This window comes from Actinosynnema sp. NPDC004786, from assembly GCF_053601135.1.
Genome location: NZ_JBSGBG010000019.1, coordinates 133,562 through 149,021, shown reverse-complemented (window position 1 = coordinate 149,021; position 15,460 = coordinate 133,562). Strand labels below are relative to the sequence as shown.

General features: G+C 72.3%; 14 protein-coding genes and 1 pseudogene. 6 read left to right on the top strand and 9 right to left on the bottom strand.

Annotated features, from left to right (window positions below; all coding sequences use genetic code 11):
* From ACWEFJ_RS19420 to ACWEFJ_RS19410, 3 genes are all read left to right on the top strand, one after another.
* On the top strand, positions 1-1,138 hold a 1,138-nt coding region (locus ACWEFJ_RS19420), incomplete at its 5' end, for a heavy metal translocating P-type ATPase (protein WP_449714568.1).
* A 98-nt stretch (positions 1,139-1,236) separates the two neighbouring features.
* Positions 1,237-1,662 (top strand): carboxymuconolactone decarboxylase family protein, encoded by a 426-nt coding sequence (locus tag ACWEFJ_RS19415; RefSeq protein WP_378094269.1) that lies wholly within the window; start codon positions 1,237-1,239, stop codon positions 1,660-1,662.
* A gap of 422 nt (positions 1,663-2,084) precedes the next feature.
* Positions 2,085-2,489: a MerR family transcriptional regulator gene (locus ACWEFJ_RS19410; protein WP_378096776.1), complete on the top strand. Its 405-nt coding sequence runs from the start codon at positions 2,085-2,087 to the stop codon at positions 2,487-2,489.
* A 6-nt stretch (positions 2,490-2,495) separates the two neighbouring features.
* Here the strand turns inward: ACWEFJ_RS19410 and narI are convergent, their stop codons facing one another.
* The 6 genes from narI to ACWEFJ_RS19380 all read right to left on the bottom strand — a co-directional run bounded on the left by narI (position 2,496) and on the right by ACWEFJ_RS19380 (position 11,484).
* Positions 2,496-3,233, bottom strand: coding sequence for a respiratory nitrate reductase subunit gamma (gene narI / locus ACWEFJ_RS19405; RefSeq protein WP_378096779.1), 738 nt, complete (start codon positions 3,231-3,233; stop codon positions 2,496-2,498).
* Positions 3,230-3,871 (bottom strand): nitrate reductase molybdenum cofactor assembly chaperone, encoded by a 642-nt coding sequence (gene narJ, locus ACWEFJ_RS19400; protein ID WP_449714567.1) that lies wholly within the window; start codon positions 3,869-3,871, stop codon positions 3,230-3,232. Before narJ ends, narI begins: the two co-directional genes overlap by 4 nt.
* Positions 3,868-5,523 (bottom strand): nitrate reductase subunit beta, encoded by a 1,656-nt coding sequence (narH, locus tag ACWEFJ_RS19395; protein WP_378096785.1) that lies wholly within the window; start codon positions 5,521-5,523, stop codon positions 3,868-3,870. Before narH ends, narJ begins: the two co-directional genes overlap by 4 nt.
* Positions 5,523-9,194: a nitrate reductase subunit alpha gene (locus tag ACWEFJ_RS19390; protein ID WP_449714566.1), complete on the bottom strand. Its 3,672-nt coding sequence runs from the start codon at positions 9,192-9,194 to the stop codon at positions 5,523-5,525. The genes narH and ACWEFJ_RS19390 overlap by 1 nt, the downstream gene beginning before the upstream one ends.
* Before the next feature lie 13 nt (positions 9,195-9,207).
* Complete coding sequence (locus tag ACWEFJ_RS19385; RefSeq protein ID WP_378096809.1) at positions 9,208-10,368, bottom strand: MFS transporter; 1,161 nt, start codon at positions 10,366-10,368, stop codon at positions 9,208-9,210.
* Between the two features lie 294 nt (positions 10,369-10,662).
* Positions 10,663-11,484: a hypothetical protein gene (locus ACWEFJ_RS19380; RefSeq protein WP_449714565.1), complete on the bottom strand. Its 822-nt coding sequence runs from the start codon at positions 11,482-11,484 to the stop codon at positions 10,663-10,665.
* Positions 11,485-11,625: 141 nt separating this feature from the next.
* Here ACWEFJ_RS19380 and ACWEFJ_RS19375 point away from each other — a divergent pair, with 141 nt between their 5' ends.
* Positions 11,626-11,889, top strand: coding sequence for a hypothetical protein (locus ACWEFJ_RS19375; RefSeq protein WP_378096794.1), 264 nt, complete (start codon positions 11,626-11,628; stop codon positions 11,887-11,889).
* Between the two features lie 74 nt (positions 11,890-11,963).
* Here ACWEFJ_RS19375 and ACWEFJ_RS19370 read toward each other — a convergent pair whose 3' ends face one another.
* Together ACWEFJ_RS19370 and ACWEFJ_RS19365 are read right to left on the bottom strand one after the other, a co-directional pair.
* A complete protein-coding gene (locus tag ACWEFJ_RS19370) occupies positions 11,964-12,887 on the bottom strand; it encodes an NADP-dependent oxidoreductase (protein WP_449714564.1) in 924 nt (307 codons plus the stop codon).
* A gap of 105 nt (positions 12,888-12,992) precedes the next feature.
* Entirely contained in the window at positions 12,993-13,388 is a 396-nt protein-coding gene (locus ACWEFJ_RS19365; RefSeq protein WP_449714563.1) for a MerR family transcriptional regulator, read from the bottom strand.
* A gap of 512 nt (positions 13,389-13,900) precedes the next feature.
* Between ACWEFJ_RS19365 and ACWEFJ_RS19360 the strand changes: the two genes are divergently transcribed.
* Positions 13,901-14,329 (top strand): DUF4082 domain-containing protein, encoded by a 429-nt coding sequence (locus ACWEFJ_RS19360; protein ID WP_449714562.1) that lies wholly within the window; start codon positions 13,901-13,903, stop codon positions 14,327-14,329.
* A gap of 224 nt (positions 14,330-14,553) precedes the next feature.
* Positions 14,554-14,679 (top strand): annotated as a pseudogene (locus tag ACWEFJ_RS19355) (transposase); the annotation flags it as partial.
* Between the two features lie 213 nt (positions 14,680-14,892).
* On the opposite strand, the gene ACWEFJ_RS19350 reads toward ACWEFJ_RS19355, so the two are convergent.
* A complete protein-coding gene (locus ACWEFJ_RS19350) occupies positions 14,893-15,417 on the bottom strand; it encodes a hypothetical protein (RefSeq protein ID WP_449714561.1) in 525 nt (174 codons plus the stop codon).
* Positions 15,418-15,460: the final 43 nt, after the last annotated feature.

Sequence of the window (15,460 nt, the reverse complement as noted above, 5' to 3'; positions counted from 1 at the left end):
CGACGAGGAACTGCTGCGCCTGGCCGCCGCCGTCGAGGCCGCCGCCACCCACCCCATCGCCGAAGCCGTCGTCCACGCCGCCCGCGACCGGGGCGTGGAGGTCCGGCCCGCGGACAACGTGACCATCCAACCCGGCACCGGGGCCGAAGCCGTCGTCGACGGCCGCCGCATCACCGTCGGCCGCGTCGGCGACTACGGCAACGACCCCTCCGCCGCCACCGCCCTGGCCTCGATCGAACAAGCCGGCGCGACCCCCGTCGCCGTCACCGCGGACGGCGCGCTGATCGGCCTGCTCGGCGTCGCCGACGAACTACGACCCGAAGCCAAGGCCGCCGTCGCGGAACTGCGGTCGCTCGGCGTCACCCACACCACCATGCTCACCGGCGACCGGGAGCGGGTGGCGCGGTCGATCGCCGACCAGCTCGGCATCGACAGCGTGCGGGCGCAGCTCATGCCCGCCGACAAGAGCGCCGCCATCACCACACTGCGCCAACGCCACGGCACCGTCGCCATGGTCGGCGACGGCGTCAACGACGCCCCCGCCCTCGCCACCTCCAACGTCGCCGTCGTGATGGGCGCGGCGGGCACCGACGTCGCCATGGAAACCGCCGACGTCGCCCTCATGTCCGACGACCTGTCCAAACTGCCCTACACGGTGCGGCTGGCCCGGCGGGCCAACCGGATCATCGCCCAGAACGTCGCCGTCTCCCTGGTCGTCATCGCCGCACTCGTGATCGCCGCACTCATCGGCGCGTTCAACCTCACCCAGGGCGTGCTCGCCAACGAAGCCTTCGCCCTCGTCATCATCGCCAACGGCCTACGCCTCCTGCGCGGCGGGAAGAACACCAACCACACCACCACCGTCACCCCGCCCCGAAAGGCCACCGTGACCCACTCCGCCACCCTGCCCCGGCCCGCCTTCGAACTCCCCGTGGTCCAAGCCCTCACCCCCGACGACGGCGGCGGCTGCGGCGACGACTGCGGCTGCGGCACCAAAGCCCAAACCCCCGCCGCACCGAAGATCATCCCCCTCACCCCACCCCAAGCCACCACCGGCGGCTGCGGCGACAACTGCGGCTGCGGCACCTCCGACAAGGCGGTCGAACAGGTCAAGTTCGGGCAGCGCGGCGGCGACTGACCGAGGCACGCACCCGACCGCCCCTGGCGGCGGTGTCACCGGGCTCCCCCCTCCCGGTGGCACCGCCGCCGTCCCACGACCCCGACGATGGAGGAAGAATGCCCAAGCTCGACCCGTTCGCAGGCCCGGGTTTCGCCGCGATGAGCGCGCTGTCCAAGGCCATCGACGACGACGCCGACCTGCCGCTCGGCCTCATCGAACTGATCAAGCTCCGCTGCTCGCAGATCAACGGGTGCACCTACTGCGTGCGCATGCACACCGAGAAGGCCCTGCAGGCGGGCGAGACCGCGGAACGCGTCGACAACGTGGGGCAGTGGCAGCAGCACGCCGCGTTCACCGAGCGCGAGCGCCGCGTCTTCGCGCTGGCCGAGTCGGTCACGCACGTCGCCGACACCCATGTGGACGAAGACGTCCTCGACGCCGCCATCGCCGAACTCGGCGCGCCGGTGACGCAGCAGGTCGTGTGGCTGGTCGCCGTGGTCAACGCCTTCAACCGCCTGGCCATCACCGCCCGCATCGACTGACCGGGCGTCCGCCGGACCGCGGGGCCGGCGGCGAGCAGTTCGAACAGGCCGGCCGGCGCGCTCGGGGACGAGCCGCCGAGCCGGCCGCTGCGCGTGTTCCGACCGCCGGCAAGGGCCGGGCCTTCGGGAGTCCGCACCGTCCGCCGAACGGAGCCACACGATGATCGATCCGGCGTCGGACGATGTCGTCGCAGCACCGAACCTATGCCTTGGAGCAGGACCAACCTCAAGGAGGTTCTTGTGTGACCCACGTCACGGACACCGGGGCGCATGCGGCTCGCGCCGCACGTCGACCCACCACCGTCGGCGGGACGGCCCGCTCCCGTGCCGCCGCGCACCGTTCGAGATCCGCCGGCACCGACAGATCGACCCCGCCGAGCCGCACGGCAGGTCTGCCGGGCCGACCGACCAGGGGGACGACCATGACCGGAGACCTGCTGCCGATCGACCAAGTGGCCAAGGCATCGGGCGTCGCCTCGTCCGCGCTGCGCTACTACGAGCGGGTCGGCCTCATCGAGGAAGGCTCCAAGATCCGGGGCAAGCGGCACTACCCGCGCGACGTGCTCGACCGCCTGTCCATGATCCGCACGTGCCAGAACATCGGCTTCAGCCTGACCGAGATCGCCTCGCTGCTGGACGAGGCGGAGGAGTCGGGCGGGTCGTGGCAGGAGATCGCCGCCCGCCGCCGCGCCTGCATCCAGCGCGAGATCGAAGAGCGCCAGGCGTGGCTGGACACCCTGAACTCGACGCTGGCGTGCGGCTGCCCGCAGCTGGTCAAGTGCCCGCAGGTCGCCGGCTGCCCGTTGATGCTCGCCGCCAACCCCTGAGCACGGCTACCGCACCCGTTCCCACCCGCGCCGGGGCGGCCGGTTGCCCAGCCCCTCGTCCCGGCTGCGGTAGACGATGTAGGGGCGGGTGAGGTAGCCCAGCGGCATCGAGAACACGTGCACGAGCCGGCTGAACGGCCAGAACGCGAACAGCGCCCACGCGGCGAGCGCGTGCAGCCGGAAGCCGAGCGGCGCGGCGGCCATCAGCTCCGGCTCGGGCCGGAAGGAGAAGAGGGAGCGGAACCAGGGCGACACGGACTCGCGGTAGTCGTGCGGGTGGTCGGTGAGGTTGCCCAGCGCGGTCGTGCCGAGGCCGAGCAGGATCGTGCCGACCAGCAGCACGTACATGACCTTGTCGTTGCGGGTGGTGGCGGAGAACACCGGACCGACGGTGCGCCGCCGGTAGACCAGGATCGCCGCGCCCGCCAGCGTGCACACCCCGGCCACGACGCCGAGCCCGACCGCGACCGCGTGGTAGGCGGTCTCGCCGATCCCGACCGCCTCCGTCCACGACTTGGGCACGAGCAGGCCCACGACGTGACCGACGGCCACGACCAGGATGCCGAAGTGGAACAGCGGGCTGCCCAGGCGCAGCAGCCTGCTCTCGTAGAGCTGGGAGGACCGGGTGGTCCAGCCGAACTTGTCGTACCGGTAGCGCCACACGTGGCCGATCACGAACACCGCGATGGCCACGTACGGCACGACGACCCACAGCATGACGTCCAGCGTGCTCACCCCGGTCATCGGCGACCTCCGCGAGGTGGGGGCAGGTACTCGGGCGGGGCGAACGGGGCCAGGCCGACCTCCTCCTCGGGCGGTCCGGCGGCGGCCAGCCGGGCGATCTCGTCGTGCTCGCGGCGGCCCAGGGGCGGCAGGGTGGCCGACACCGACTCCAGGACGTGCGCCCACGGCGAGCCGGCCTCCCGCAGGCCGACGCGGATCAGCTCCAGCCCGGCGCGGTGCTCGGTCATCAGCCGCAGGCCGACCGCCTGGTCGCCCGAGGCGGCGAACTCCAGCACCACGGCCAGGTGGTCGGGCAGCTCGCCGTCGCCCAGCTCCAGGCCGGCGGCCCGGTAGGCGTGCTTGAACCGCAGCAGCGCCAGGCCGCGCTTGCGGGTGTCGCCGTAGGCGAAGTAGGTCAGGTAGGGGCTGAACCGCTTGCGGTGGTCGAAGGTCGCCACGTACGCGGCGGCCAGGTCGGTCGGGGACGTGGTCGCCATGTGGTCGAGGAACGCGTCCAGCGGCTTGGCGAGCGGCGCGGGCAACGTCCGGGTCGCAGCCCGCAGCAGGGGCAGCCGCGCGAACGACTGCTCGTCGGGGTAGCCCAGCAGCAGGGACTGGACCTGCCACGCGGTCGCGCGCTGCGCGTCGGTGAGGGTCACGGCCGGTCCTTCGGCGGGAACAGCCCTTCCGGGCGGCCCTTGCCGTCCCAGTTGAGGAGGTTGACCCGGCTGCCCTTGTCGACCGGGGCGGCGAGGGTGTCGGTGGTCTGCCGGTCGCGGAGCATGCGGAAGTTCTCGACCGCGATCGGCGAGGTGCCGCCGGAGCCCTCGCCGAACGGGCCGGAGCCGCCCATGCCGGGGCCGCCCTCGTAGTCCAGGCTGCACCCGGTGGCCAACTCCTCCAGGCCGTGCGCCTGCTCGGCGTGCGCGGGCGGGATGACGTAGCGCTCGTCGTACTTGGCCAGCGCGAGCAGCCGGTACAGGTCGTAGACCTCCCGCCCGGTCATGCCGACCGAGGCCGCGACCTCCTCCCGCGGCTCCCGGCCGAGGTTGATGTCGCGCATGTAGGCGCGCATGGCGGCCAGCCGCCGGAGCACCGCGTCGACCGGGCCGACGTCGCCCGCGGTGAACAGCCGCGCCAGGTACTCCACGGGGATGCGCAGCGCCTCCACGGCGGCAAACAGGTTGCCGTGGTCCTCGGCGTCGTGGCCGGTGTCGCGCACCACGTCGACCACCGGGGACAGCGGCGGGACGTACCAGACCATCGGCAGCGTGCGGTACTCCGGGTGCAGCGGCAACGCCACCCGGTACCGGTTGATCAGCGCGTACACGGGTGACCGCTGCGCCGCCTCGATCCAGTCCGCCGGGATCCCGACCTGCTCGGCGGCCCGGACCACGACGGGGTCGTGCGGGTCCAGGAACACCCGCCGTTGCGCCTCGCAGAGGTCCCGGTCGTCCGGGACGGACGCGGCCTCCAGCACCTTGTCGGCGTCGTAGAGGACCAGGCCGATGTAGCGCAGGCGGCCCACGCAGGTCTCCGCGCACACGGTCGGGATGCCGACCTCGACCCGGGGGAAGCAGAACGTGCACTTCTCGGCCTTGCCGGTGCGGTGGTTGAAGTACACCTTCTTGTACGGGCAACCGGACACGCACATCCGCCAGCCCCGGCACCGGTCCTGGTCCACGAGCACGATGCCGTCCTCGGCGCGCTTGTAGATCGCGCCCGAGGGGCACGACGCGGCGCACGAGGGGTTCAGGCAGTGCTCGCAGATGCGCGGCAGGTAGAACATGAACGTCCGCTCGAACTCGAACCTGACCTTGTCCTCGATGCCCTTGAGCAGCGGGTCGCGGTCGCCGTGGTCGGGCGCGCCGCCGAGGTCGTCGTCCCAGTTGGCCGACCACGTGATCCGGGTCGGCTCGCCGCTGATCAACGACCGCGGCCGGGCGACCGGGGTGTGCTCCTGGAGCGGCGCGTCGGTGAGGTTCTCGTAGTCGTAGGTCCAGGGCTCGTAGTAGTCGTCCAGGGCGGGCATCTTCGGGTTGCTGAAGATGGTGAGCAGCTTGCGCAGCCGCCCGCCGCCCTTGAGCCGGAGCCTGCCGCGCCGGGTGAGCGCCCAGCCGCCGCGCCACCGCTCCTGGTCCTCGTAGGTGCGCGGGTAGCCCTGGCCGGGGCGGGTCTCGACGTTGTTGAACCAGACGTACTCCACGCCCGAGCGGTTCGTCCACGCCTGCTTGCACGTGACCGAGCAGGTGTGGCAGCCGATGCACTTGTCGAGGTTCATCACCATCGCCATCTGGGCCATGACGCGCATCAGTACGCCACCTCCTGGCTGCGCCGACGGATGACGGTGACCTCGTCGCGCTGGTTGCCGGTCGGGCCGAGGTAGTTGAACGCGAACGACAGCTGCGCGTAGCCGCCGATCAGGTGCGACGGCTTGACCAGCAACCGGGTCAGCGAGTTGTGGATGCCGCCGCGCCTGCCGGACGCCTCGGCGCGCGGCACGTCGATCAGCCGGTCCTGCGCGTGGTGCATGTAGACGGTGCCCTCGGGCATCCGGTGCGACACGACGGCCCGGGCCACCACGACGCCGTTGCGGTTGACGGCCTCGATCCAGTCGTTGTCCGCCACGCCGATCCGCGCCGCGTCCTGCGTGGACATCCAGATGGTCTGGCCGCCGCGCGACAGGCTCAACATGAACAGGTTGTCCTGGTACTCGGAGTGGATGGACCACTTCGAGTGCGGGGTCAGGTACCGGACGGCGATGCCCGGTTCGCCTTGCTCGCCCACGACCGGTTCGCCGAACAGCGCGTGCATGTCCAGCGGCGGCCGGAACACCGGCAGCTGCTCGCCCAGCTCGGCCATCCAGTCGTGGTCGAGGTAGAAGTGCTGGCGGCCGGTGAGGGTGTGCCAGGGCTTGAGGCGCTCCACGTTGATGGTGAACGGCGAGTACCGCCGCCCGCCGGCCTCGGAGCCGGACCACTCGGGCGAGGTGATCACCGGCACCGGGGCGGACCGCGTGTCGGCGAACGTGATCAGCTTGCCCTCGTGCTCGGCGGCCAGGTCCGCCAACGGCGTGCCGGTGCGCCGCTCCAGGGTGCGGAAGCCCTGCGTGGCCAGGCGGCCGTTGGTGGTGCCGGACAGCGCCAGGATCGCCTCGCACGCGTGCACGTCACGGACCAGCGACGGGCGGCCGTCGGCCGGGCCGCCGCGGACGGCGCCGTTGCGCTGTCGCAGCAGCTCCACCTCCCGCTCGACGCGGAAGGTCACGCCCTTGGTGGTCACGCCCAGCTCGTCCACCAGCGGCCCCAGCGCGCCCATCTTGGCCGCGACGGCGGTGTAGTCGCGCTCCACCACGGTGATGCGGGGCATGGTGACGCCCGGCACCGGCTCGCACTCGCCGGCCTTCCAGTCGCGCACCACGCCGTGCGGGGTGGCCAGCTCGTCGGGGGTGTCGTGCATCAGCGGCGTCGCCACGACGTCCTTGCGCACGCCGAGGTGCGTCGCGGCGAGCCGGCTGAAGGACTCGGCGATGGCCTGGAACGCGGCCCAGTCCGTGCGGGTCTGCCAGGGCGGCGCGATCGCCGGGTTGAACGAGTGCACGAACGGGTGCATGTCGGTGGTGTTGAGGTCGTGCTTCTCGTACCAGGTCGCCGCGGGCAGCACCACGTCGGAGAACACGGTGGTGCTGGTCATCCGGAAGTCCAGCGACAGCAGCAGGTCGAGCTTGCCCACCGGCGCCTCCTCCCGCCACACCACGTCCCTCGGCCGCGCCCCCGGCGGCGCCTCCTCCGCGCGCAGCGAGTGGTCGGCGCCCAGCAGGTGCTTGAGGAAGTACTCGTCGCCCTTGCCGGACGAGCCGAGCAGGTTGGCCCGCCAGACGCTCAGCACGCGCGGGAAGTTCTCCGGCGCGTCCGGGTCCTCGCAGGAGAACCGCAGCCGCCCGGCCTTCAGCTCCGCGACGACGTGCTCCCCCGCCGGGACGCCCGCGCGTTCCGCCTCGTCGGCCAGGTCGAGGGGGTTGCGGTCGAACGTCGGGTAGGACGGCATCCAGCCCATCCGCGCGGACTGGGCGATCACGTCCGCCGTCGTCCGGCCCGCGAACCGCCCGCCGGAGCCGGCCGCGGCCAGGGCGTCCGCGCCGAACGCGTCGTAGCGGAACTGGTCGGTGTGCAGGTACCAGTAGGCGGTCTGGACCATCTGCCGCGGCGGGCGCGCCCAGTCCAGGGCGGACGCCAACTGGGACCAGCCGGTGACCGGGCGGCACTTCTCCTGGCCGACGTAGTGCGCCCACCCTCCGCCGTTGCGGCCCTGGCAGCCGGTGAGCGTGGTCAGCGCGAGGAAGGCGCGGTAGATGGTGTCGGAGTGGAACCAGTGGTTCGTCCCCGCCCCCATGATGATCATGGATCGGCCGCGCGACTCCTCGGCGTTCGCGGCGAACTCGCGGGCGATGCGGGCCGCGGCCGCCGCCGGCACGCCGGTGATCGCCTCCTGCCACGCGGGCGTGCACGGCTGCTCCGCGTCGTCGTAGCCGTCGGGCCACTCGCCGGGCAGGTCGCCGCGCCGCACGCCGTACTGCGCCAGCAGCAGGTCGAACACCGTGGTGACCAGGTGCCCGCCCACGTGCCGCACCGGCACGGCCCGGTGCACGGTCGTCGCCGTGCCGTCCGGCGCGTCGAACCGCGGCAGCTCGACCAGCACCGACGCGCCGGACGGCACGGACAGCAGCGGGTCGACGTCGCCCAGGTCGAGGTTCCAGCGGCCCGCGCCGGCCTCGCCGAAGCGGAACCCGAGCGACCCGCCCGGCACCACCGGCCCGCCCGTGGCCGAGTCGAGCAGGACGGTCTTGAACGCCGCGTGCTCCTCGTCGGCGTGGTCGGCCAGGTCGGCGGCGGTGAGGAACTTCCCCGGCCGGACCACGTCGCCGTGCCCGTCCAGGCGGACCAGGAACGGCAGGTCGGTGTAGCGCTTGACGTAGTCGGTGAAGTACGGGGTGGTCCTCTCGACGAAGAACTCGCGCAGGATCACGTGCCCCATGGCCATGGCCAGCGCGCCGTCGGTGCCGGGCCGGGCGGCCAGCCACTCGTCGGCGAACTTGACGTTGTCGGCGTAGTCCGGGGACACGGCGACGACCTTCTGCCCCCGGTAGCGCGCCTCGGCCATCCAGTGCGCGTCCGGCGTGCGGGTGACCGGCAGGTTGGAGCCCCACATGATCAGGTAGCCGGCGTCCCACCAGTCCCCCGACTCCGGCACGTCGGTCTGGTCGCCGAACACCTGCGGGCTGGCCACCGGCAGGTCGGCGTACCAGTCGTAGAACGACAGCATCGCGCCGCCCACCAGCGACACGAACCGCGCGCCCGACGCGTGCGACACCATCGACATGGCCGGGATCGGCGAGAAGCCGGCGACCCGGTCCGGGCCGTGCTCCTTGATCGTGTGCACGTGCGCGGCCGCGACCAGCTCCACCGCCTCGTCCCAGGACGCCCGCACCAGCCCGCCCCTGCCGCGGGCCGCCTTGTACCGCCGGGCCCGCTCGGGGTCGCCCACGATTTCGGCCCAGGCGAGCACGGGGTCGCCGGTGCGGGCCTTGGCCTCCCGGTACAGCTCCAGCAGCACACCGCGCACGTACGGGTAGCGCACCCGCGTGGGCGAGTACGTGTACCAGGAGAACGCCGCGCCCCGCGGGCAGCCGCGCGGCTCGTACTCCGGCCGGTCGGGACCCACCGAGGGGTAGTCGGTCTCCTGCGCCTCCCAGGTGATGATCCCGTCCTTGACGTAGACCTTCCACGAGCACGACCCGGTGCAGTTCACCCCGTGCGTCGAGCGCACCACCGCGTCGTGGCTCCACCGGTCCCGGTAGAACCCGTCGGCCTGCCGGCCGCCGATCCGGTGGAGCGTCCGCAGGTCCGGGGAGACCTCGGCGCGGGTGAAGAAGCGCCGGGTCCGCACCAGGGCGTCGGTCAGTCCGCTGTCGAGTCCCGCCATCGTCGCGCTCCCCTCACCGCCGGTGGCCGTGCACGGCGCGGCGCACCACCGTCGAGGTGAACCCGAGCGCCGCGAGCGCGACCACCGCCAGCGCGGCGAGGCCGAGCGCGTAGGACGACAGCGCGCCGTACAGCGCGCCCATCACCAGGGGCGGGACGAACCCGCCCAGGCCGCCCGCCGCCCCGACCACTCCGGTGACCGCGCCGACCTTGTTCGCCGGGGCGAGCAGCGCGACCAGCGCGAACACCGCCCCGCTGCCCGCGCCGAGCGCGGCGGCCATGGACAGGAACGCGATCGTGCCCAGCGGCGCGAGGTCGGGGGTGAACGCCTGGACCACCGCGCCCACCGCCACCACCGCCAGGCACGCCACCAGCACCCGCACCGCGCCGAGCCGGTCGGACAGCCAGCCGCCCACCGGCCGCATCACCACCGCGAGCAGCACGAACCCGGCCATCCGGTTGGCCGCGTCCGCCTGCTGGAGCCCGTAGGCCGTCTTCAGGTACGCGGGCAGGTACACCGAGAAGGCGACGAACCCGCCGAACGCCACCGCGTACAACGCCGACGCCTGCCACGTGACCGGCAGCTTCGCGGTGTCCACGAGCCGGCGGGCCATCGACCCGGTCGGCACGGTGCGGTCCGGCGCGTCCCGCAGCAGCAGGGCCGCGAGCACCGCGTAGACCGCGAGCACCGCCGCCGTGACCAGGAACGGCGTCGCCACGCCACCGCGGTCCACCAGCTCGACCGTGGTCAGGGCGCTGATCGCGGTGCCGCCCATGCCCACGCCGAAGATGCCGATCGCGAGCCCGCGCCGCTCGGGCGGGAACCAGACGTTGACGAACGGCACCCCGACCGCGAACGCCGTGCCGCCCAGCCCGAGGAAGAACCCGCCGACCAGCAGCCCGGCCGCCGAGGTGGTGCCGGCCAGGCCGAGGAACAGCACCGGCACGATCGTCGCGGCCGACACCAGCGGGAACATCACCCGCCCGCCGAACCGGTCGGTCAGCGCGCCCACCGGGATCCGGCCGAGCGACCCCACGATCACCGGCACCGCGACCACGAGCGCCTGCTGGAACGAGGTCAGGCCGAGGTCGTCCTGCAGCAGCGGGCCCAACGGGCTCAGCAGCGCCCACGCCCAGAAGTTCACCGCGAACCCCGCGGTGGCCAGGCCGAGCATCAACGCCCGCCGACCGGTGGTGGCTGCGCGGCTGTCGGTGGAAGGCGCTGCCCGCAAGCCCCTCACCGCCCCGCGTCCGTCACCGGTGTGCCGCGGCCATCGTCACCCGGACCCGCGGACGTCGCACCCGCACCGGTCACCCGACCGGGTGCCACCGGGAGCCACGGCGTCGCGCCCTGACCGGTGCGGCCGCGAGGCGGGCCGTCACACGTGCGCGGGCACCGGCCTGCCCCACGCCACGATCGCCGCCACCGGGCCGGGGGCTGTCGCGGCGAGAGGAGCCGTGATCGGCCGCTAACGGGTCGCCTGGAACTCCTCGAACAGCTCCGGGATGTAGGCGAGCAGCAGGTCGACCGTGCTGAACCCGCCGGTGACCGGGTCGAGCTGGGCGTAGGCGTAGGCGATCTCCGAGCCCTTGCGCGACGGGGCCGACTCGCGCACGTCGGTGAACCAGTCCACGAACGGCACCCGCCGCAGCACCAGCACCGGGTTCAGCACCACGGCGTAGACCAGCAGCAGGTCCAGCACCACCGGACGGCTGCGCAGCGCCCACCGGTAGAACTCGGAGAACAGGAAGAACCGGCGCTCCACCGCGGTGGGCTTCAGGCCGTGCACCTGCTCGGCCACCGCGACGCCGTGGTCGGTCGACGCCTGCTCGGCCTCGCCCCACGCCCGGTCGTGCACGTTGCGCGCGGTCAGCTCGCCCCGGTCCAGCCTGGTCAGGTAGTCCGCCCAGCGGGCGGAGCCGGGGTTGCCGAACCCGTCCGTCGAACGGCCGAGCGCGAGCGCGACCCCCCGCTCGATCCCTTCCAGGATCGCCGCGTCGACGTGCGAGACCCACGTGCCCGGCGCGCCCAGCCCCCGGTCGCGGAAGAACGCGAGGACGCCTTCGATGTTGCGCCACCGGTCGGACGCGCCGAGCCCGGCCGCGTGACCGCTCTGCACCAGTCGCAGGAACTCCAGCCGCTGCGCCATGTCCAACCGGTCGATCTGGGCGGCCGTGCAGTCGAGCGCGGCGGCGCACTCCGCCGGCGTCCGAACGGCCGCCACCGCCGGCACGGGCACCAGCAATCCGGCCAGCAGAGCGAGGACGACAACCCACCCGGAGCGCTTCACACCGGGAAACCTAACGCCCCCGCCAGGCCGCGGCGGACCCAAACCACCCACACGGGTGCAACGGGAATCGGGGAGCCGAACCTCCCTCGGATGCGCCGTCCCGCGTCCGGACGCCGTCCGGTCACGGGCACCATGGACCACATGATGCGGCAACTCCCCGCGAAGGACCGCCCCGGCAAGGACGCCTGGCTCGGTCCGGTCTCACTGTGCCTGGCGCTGCTCAGCTGGCCGATCCCGTTGGGCGGCCCCGTCCTGGCGCTGGGCGCGGTGGCGTGCGGCGTGCGGTCCATGACCACCAAAACGGAATACCGCATCGACTGGACCGCCGCCGCCGGCACGTGCGTCGGCGTGCTGCAACTGCTGCTGTCGCTGATGCTGTTGGTCATGGACGCAGGCGGCCACTAGACACACCGTCGGGTTCGGCGGCCCCGGACCTCGACGTCGCCCCACATCGGTTCCCGAACACCGCCGGGCGGTTCTCATGCCACCTTGATGACGACTTTCCCCGCGGCGTGACCGTTCTCCACGGTGGCGAGGGCGGCCGGGGCATCGGAGAGCGGGTGGACCGCGGTGATCACGGGTGCGAGGACTCCGTCGAGGGCCAGCCGGGCGGACCGCTCCAGGTTCTCGCGGTCGAGGCGCCGCTCGACGAAACGCCCACCGAGGTCGGGCACCGACATGTCACCCACGGCGATGACGTTGCGGGCCTCCCGGGCCAGCGGGGCGACCGTCCGCAGCGAGGTGCCTCCGGCCAGGTCGACGATCCCGTCCACACCGTCCGGGACCAGCTCGCGCGTCACGGCGACGACATCCTCGGCGGTGTAGTCGACGAACCGCACCCCGACGGCCTCGGCGTGCTCGCGCTTGGCGGTGCTCCCGGTGCCGATCACCCGCAGCCCGCGCGCGACGGCCAGCCGGGCGACGGCGAGGCCGACCCCACCCCCGACCCCGTTGACCAGGACCGTGGCGCCGGCCGGGAGGCCGAGCTGGTCGAGCGCGTCCACCGCGGTCGTCCCGGCCACCGGCAGCGTCGCCGCCACGGTCGCGGACAGGCCCGCCGGGATGCGCGCGGTGTTCGGCGCGGACAGCACCGTCGTCTCGGCGTAGGTGCCGCCACCGGTGAGCGCGAAGCCGAAGACCGCGTCGCCGACCTCGAGCCCGTCGACGTCCTCGCCCGGGGCGAGGACGGTTCCCGCTGCCTCCATGCCCAGCACCCGGGGGAAGGGACGCCCGCCGTCGAGCCCGGGGACCAGGCCCGAGCGCAGGAGGTGGTCGAGGGGGTTCACGCCGGCGACGTCGACCCGGACCAGCACCTCGCCGCGGCCGGGTACGGGATCGGGACGATCGAAGAACTCCTGCACCTCGGGCCCGCCATACCTGCCGAAACCCCACGCCTGACCCATCTTCCGCCTCCTCGTGACGACCGCCCCGGCGATTCCGGGCGCTGTCGCCAGCCTCGCCCCTCACATCGATGTCAGGGGCAAGCCGCTGAGGCGCGGGTCACAGCATCAAGCCGACCGTGCCGCCGGTTCCCGGGTCGTGGACAACTCCGCCCGATGCCTGCTGTTGGCCTCGATCAGCACGTCGAGCGCATCCCGCGTCTCGACCAACTGCGCGATTTCCGCATCGATCCGCTCGCGCTCGCGCATCATCGCCGTGAACGTCTCCTCGGCGACACCCGGGTCACCGGGAACGTCCACGCACGGCAACACCGTCGCGATCACCCGGCTGGACATACCCGCCTCGAACAACCGCCGGATGAGCGACACCCGCTGGACCTCGGCATCGGAATAGTGGCGCTGCCCCGCGCCGGAACGCGAACTGGTCAGCAAACCCTGCTCCTCGTAGTACCGCAGTGAGCGCGGACTGACGCCCGTGCGCCTGGACAACTCGCCGATCCGCATTCCCACCACCCTACGCCCGCGTGCTCCGGCCCCAGACCGCCGGCGAGGCGCGAACACCCGCATCGTGGACACCGCCGCGGCCCTCGGGGTCGTCGCCTCGACCCGACGACTGAGCATCATCGGCCGGCCCGTCGCCGATCCGAGTGGCGCAGCGGCGGTGGGCTGTCGGCGGACGTGGCGCGGGCGGGTGCAGCAATTCGCGGCAGTGGTGTAGCGGGGAGCGGCGGCAGGCGATCACACAGGTGTTCGCTTCTACCGGCGAGCGGATCCAGATGTTGCTGTCCGCACGGGTTCGACGGTGGCGAGACCTGTGACTACGTGGACAAGCCGGGTCCTGCATCCAACTGGCAGTACTTCTACACGCCCACCGTCGAGGCGATCTCGGGATCACTGCGCGTGGGCACGATGACGGACGCACCGGGGACCCGCGGACCCACGTCGTGCATGTCGGCGGACCGCCGACCGCAAGCCCCGCCTGGTGCGGGATCGGGTGCCGACCTTTCGTCGCCGACGTGTACCCCACCGTGGACGCCGACCCTTCACCGGTCGAACTGGGCCTGGTCTTCGAGGTGAACCGACCCGGGGTGATCACCGACGTGGAACTCACCCGGCCCGGCAATCCTCCGACGCCGGTCCGCGTGCGGCTGTGGAACTCGACGGGTGACGTGCTCGCCGACGTGACCGACGTCCCGACGTACGGCTTCCGGACTTCGCTGCCGATGCCGCGGAACACGCAAGTCGTCCCCGGTGAACGCTACGTCGTGTCGTACTCGACCGAGGGCCTGCCCTACCAGTCGACCGAGTGGCAGTTCAGCGGCGAAGTCGTGTCCGACCCGTTCCGGCTCCCGGTTTCGGCGGGTGTCTACAGCTACGACGGCGGCTTCCCGACCGAGTCGTGGCACCACAGCAGCTACAGCATCGTCCCCGTCTTCACCGACTGAGCCGCCCCGCAGGTCCTCGATCCGACGCCCAGTGGGCTTGCCCCCGGGCCGGGTGGTCATCGAGTCGAAAGTGATCGTCTTCCTCCAGGTTGATCGCTCGTGATCGAGGTCGGGGGTGCGCACCAATTACGGCCTGCGGAGCGTGAGGTGTCGCGGTTGCGGGTGGTGGCCGCGTTGGAGTCGGGAAAGATCGAGGGCTATCGGCGGGCCCGCGGAGGTCGGCGGCGGTCGTGGACTCGCAGTCGATGCGCGTGGCTGCCGCCGTCGGCCGGGCCACTCGGGGTTGGGACGGCGGGAAGAAGGTCGCCGGCCGCAAGCTCCACATCGTGGTGGACACCCTGGGTCTGCTGGTGGAGATCGTGCGACGTCCGCACGTGCCGTACTTCACCGCGCTGCCCAGAAGGTGGGTGGTCGAACGAAGTCTTGCCTGGATCACCAGCCACCGCCGCTGCGCCCGCGACTACGAACGACTCCCGCACCACCACGAGGCCATGGCCCGCCAGTCCATGATCCATATTACCACCCGCCGACCCACCCGACCCAAACAACCCGGGAACAACCGCTCAGAGAGAAATGGCGGGGCTATAGATCTGCTGGATCTGGGTGACGGTGTTGTCGGGCCAAAGGACGGCGCCGATGGCGCCGCTCTCGTAGGTCGCCGACACGTGCGGCGACGCGGAGGGGAATGCGTTGACGAACGCCGCGGAGAACTTGTGGCTGTCGGTGGCGGCAACCAGGTTGCCGTTGCGGTAGAGGCCGACCGCGATGTAGATCTCGGGCATGACGTGGGTGCAGTTCAGGTTGCCGAAGGCCTGTTCGCCGCCGCCAGAGCCGCCGTACCAGCGGTTGGGGAGGGTTGCGCTCAATGTGCAGGACCAGGCACCTTTGGACACCGTGGCCGTGGTCTGCACGGAGGCGTCAGGGGTGTGCGCGGACAGCGCGGCCGTGCCGAGGCTGAGGGCTTCGGTGTCGGCGTGCGCTCCGGGGCCGGTCACCACCAGCGCGGCGGTCGCGATCACGACGGCGGCGAGTCGGCCCAGTCGGGAGTGCGGCTGTCTTTTACGTGTTTCCATCTGCGTCCTCACCATCGGGCGATTGAAGCGGTTTCTCGGGGCACTCAAGCTAGCCGTC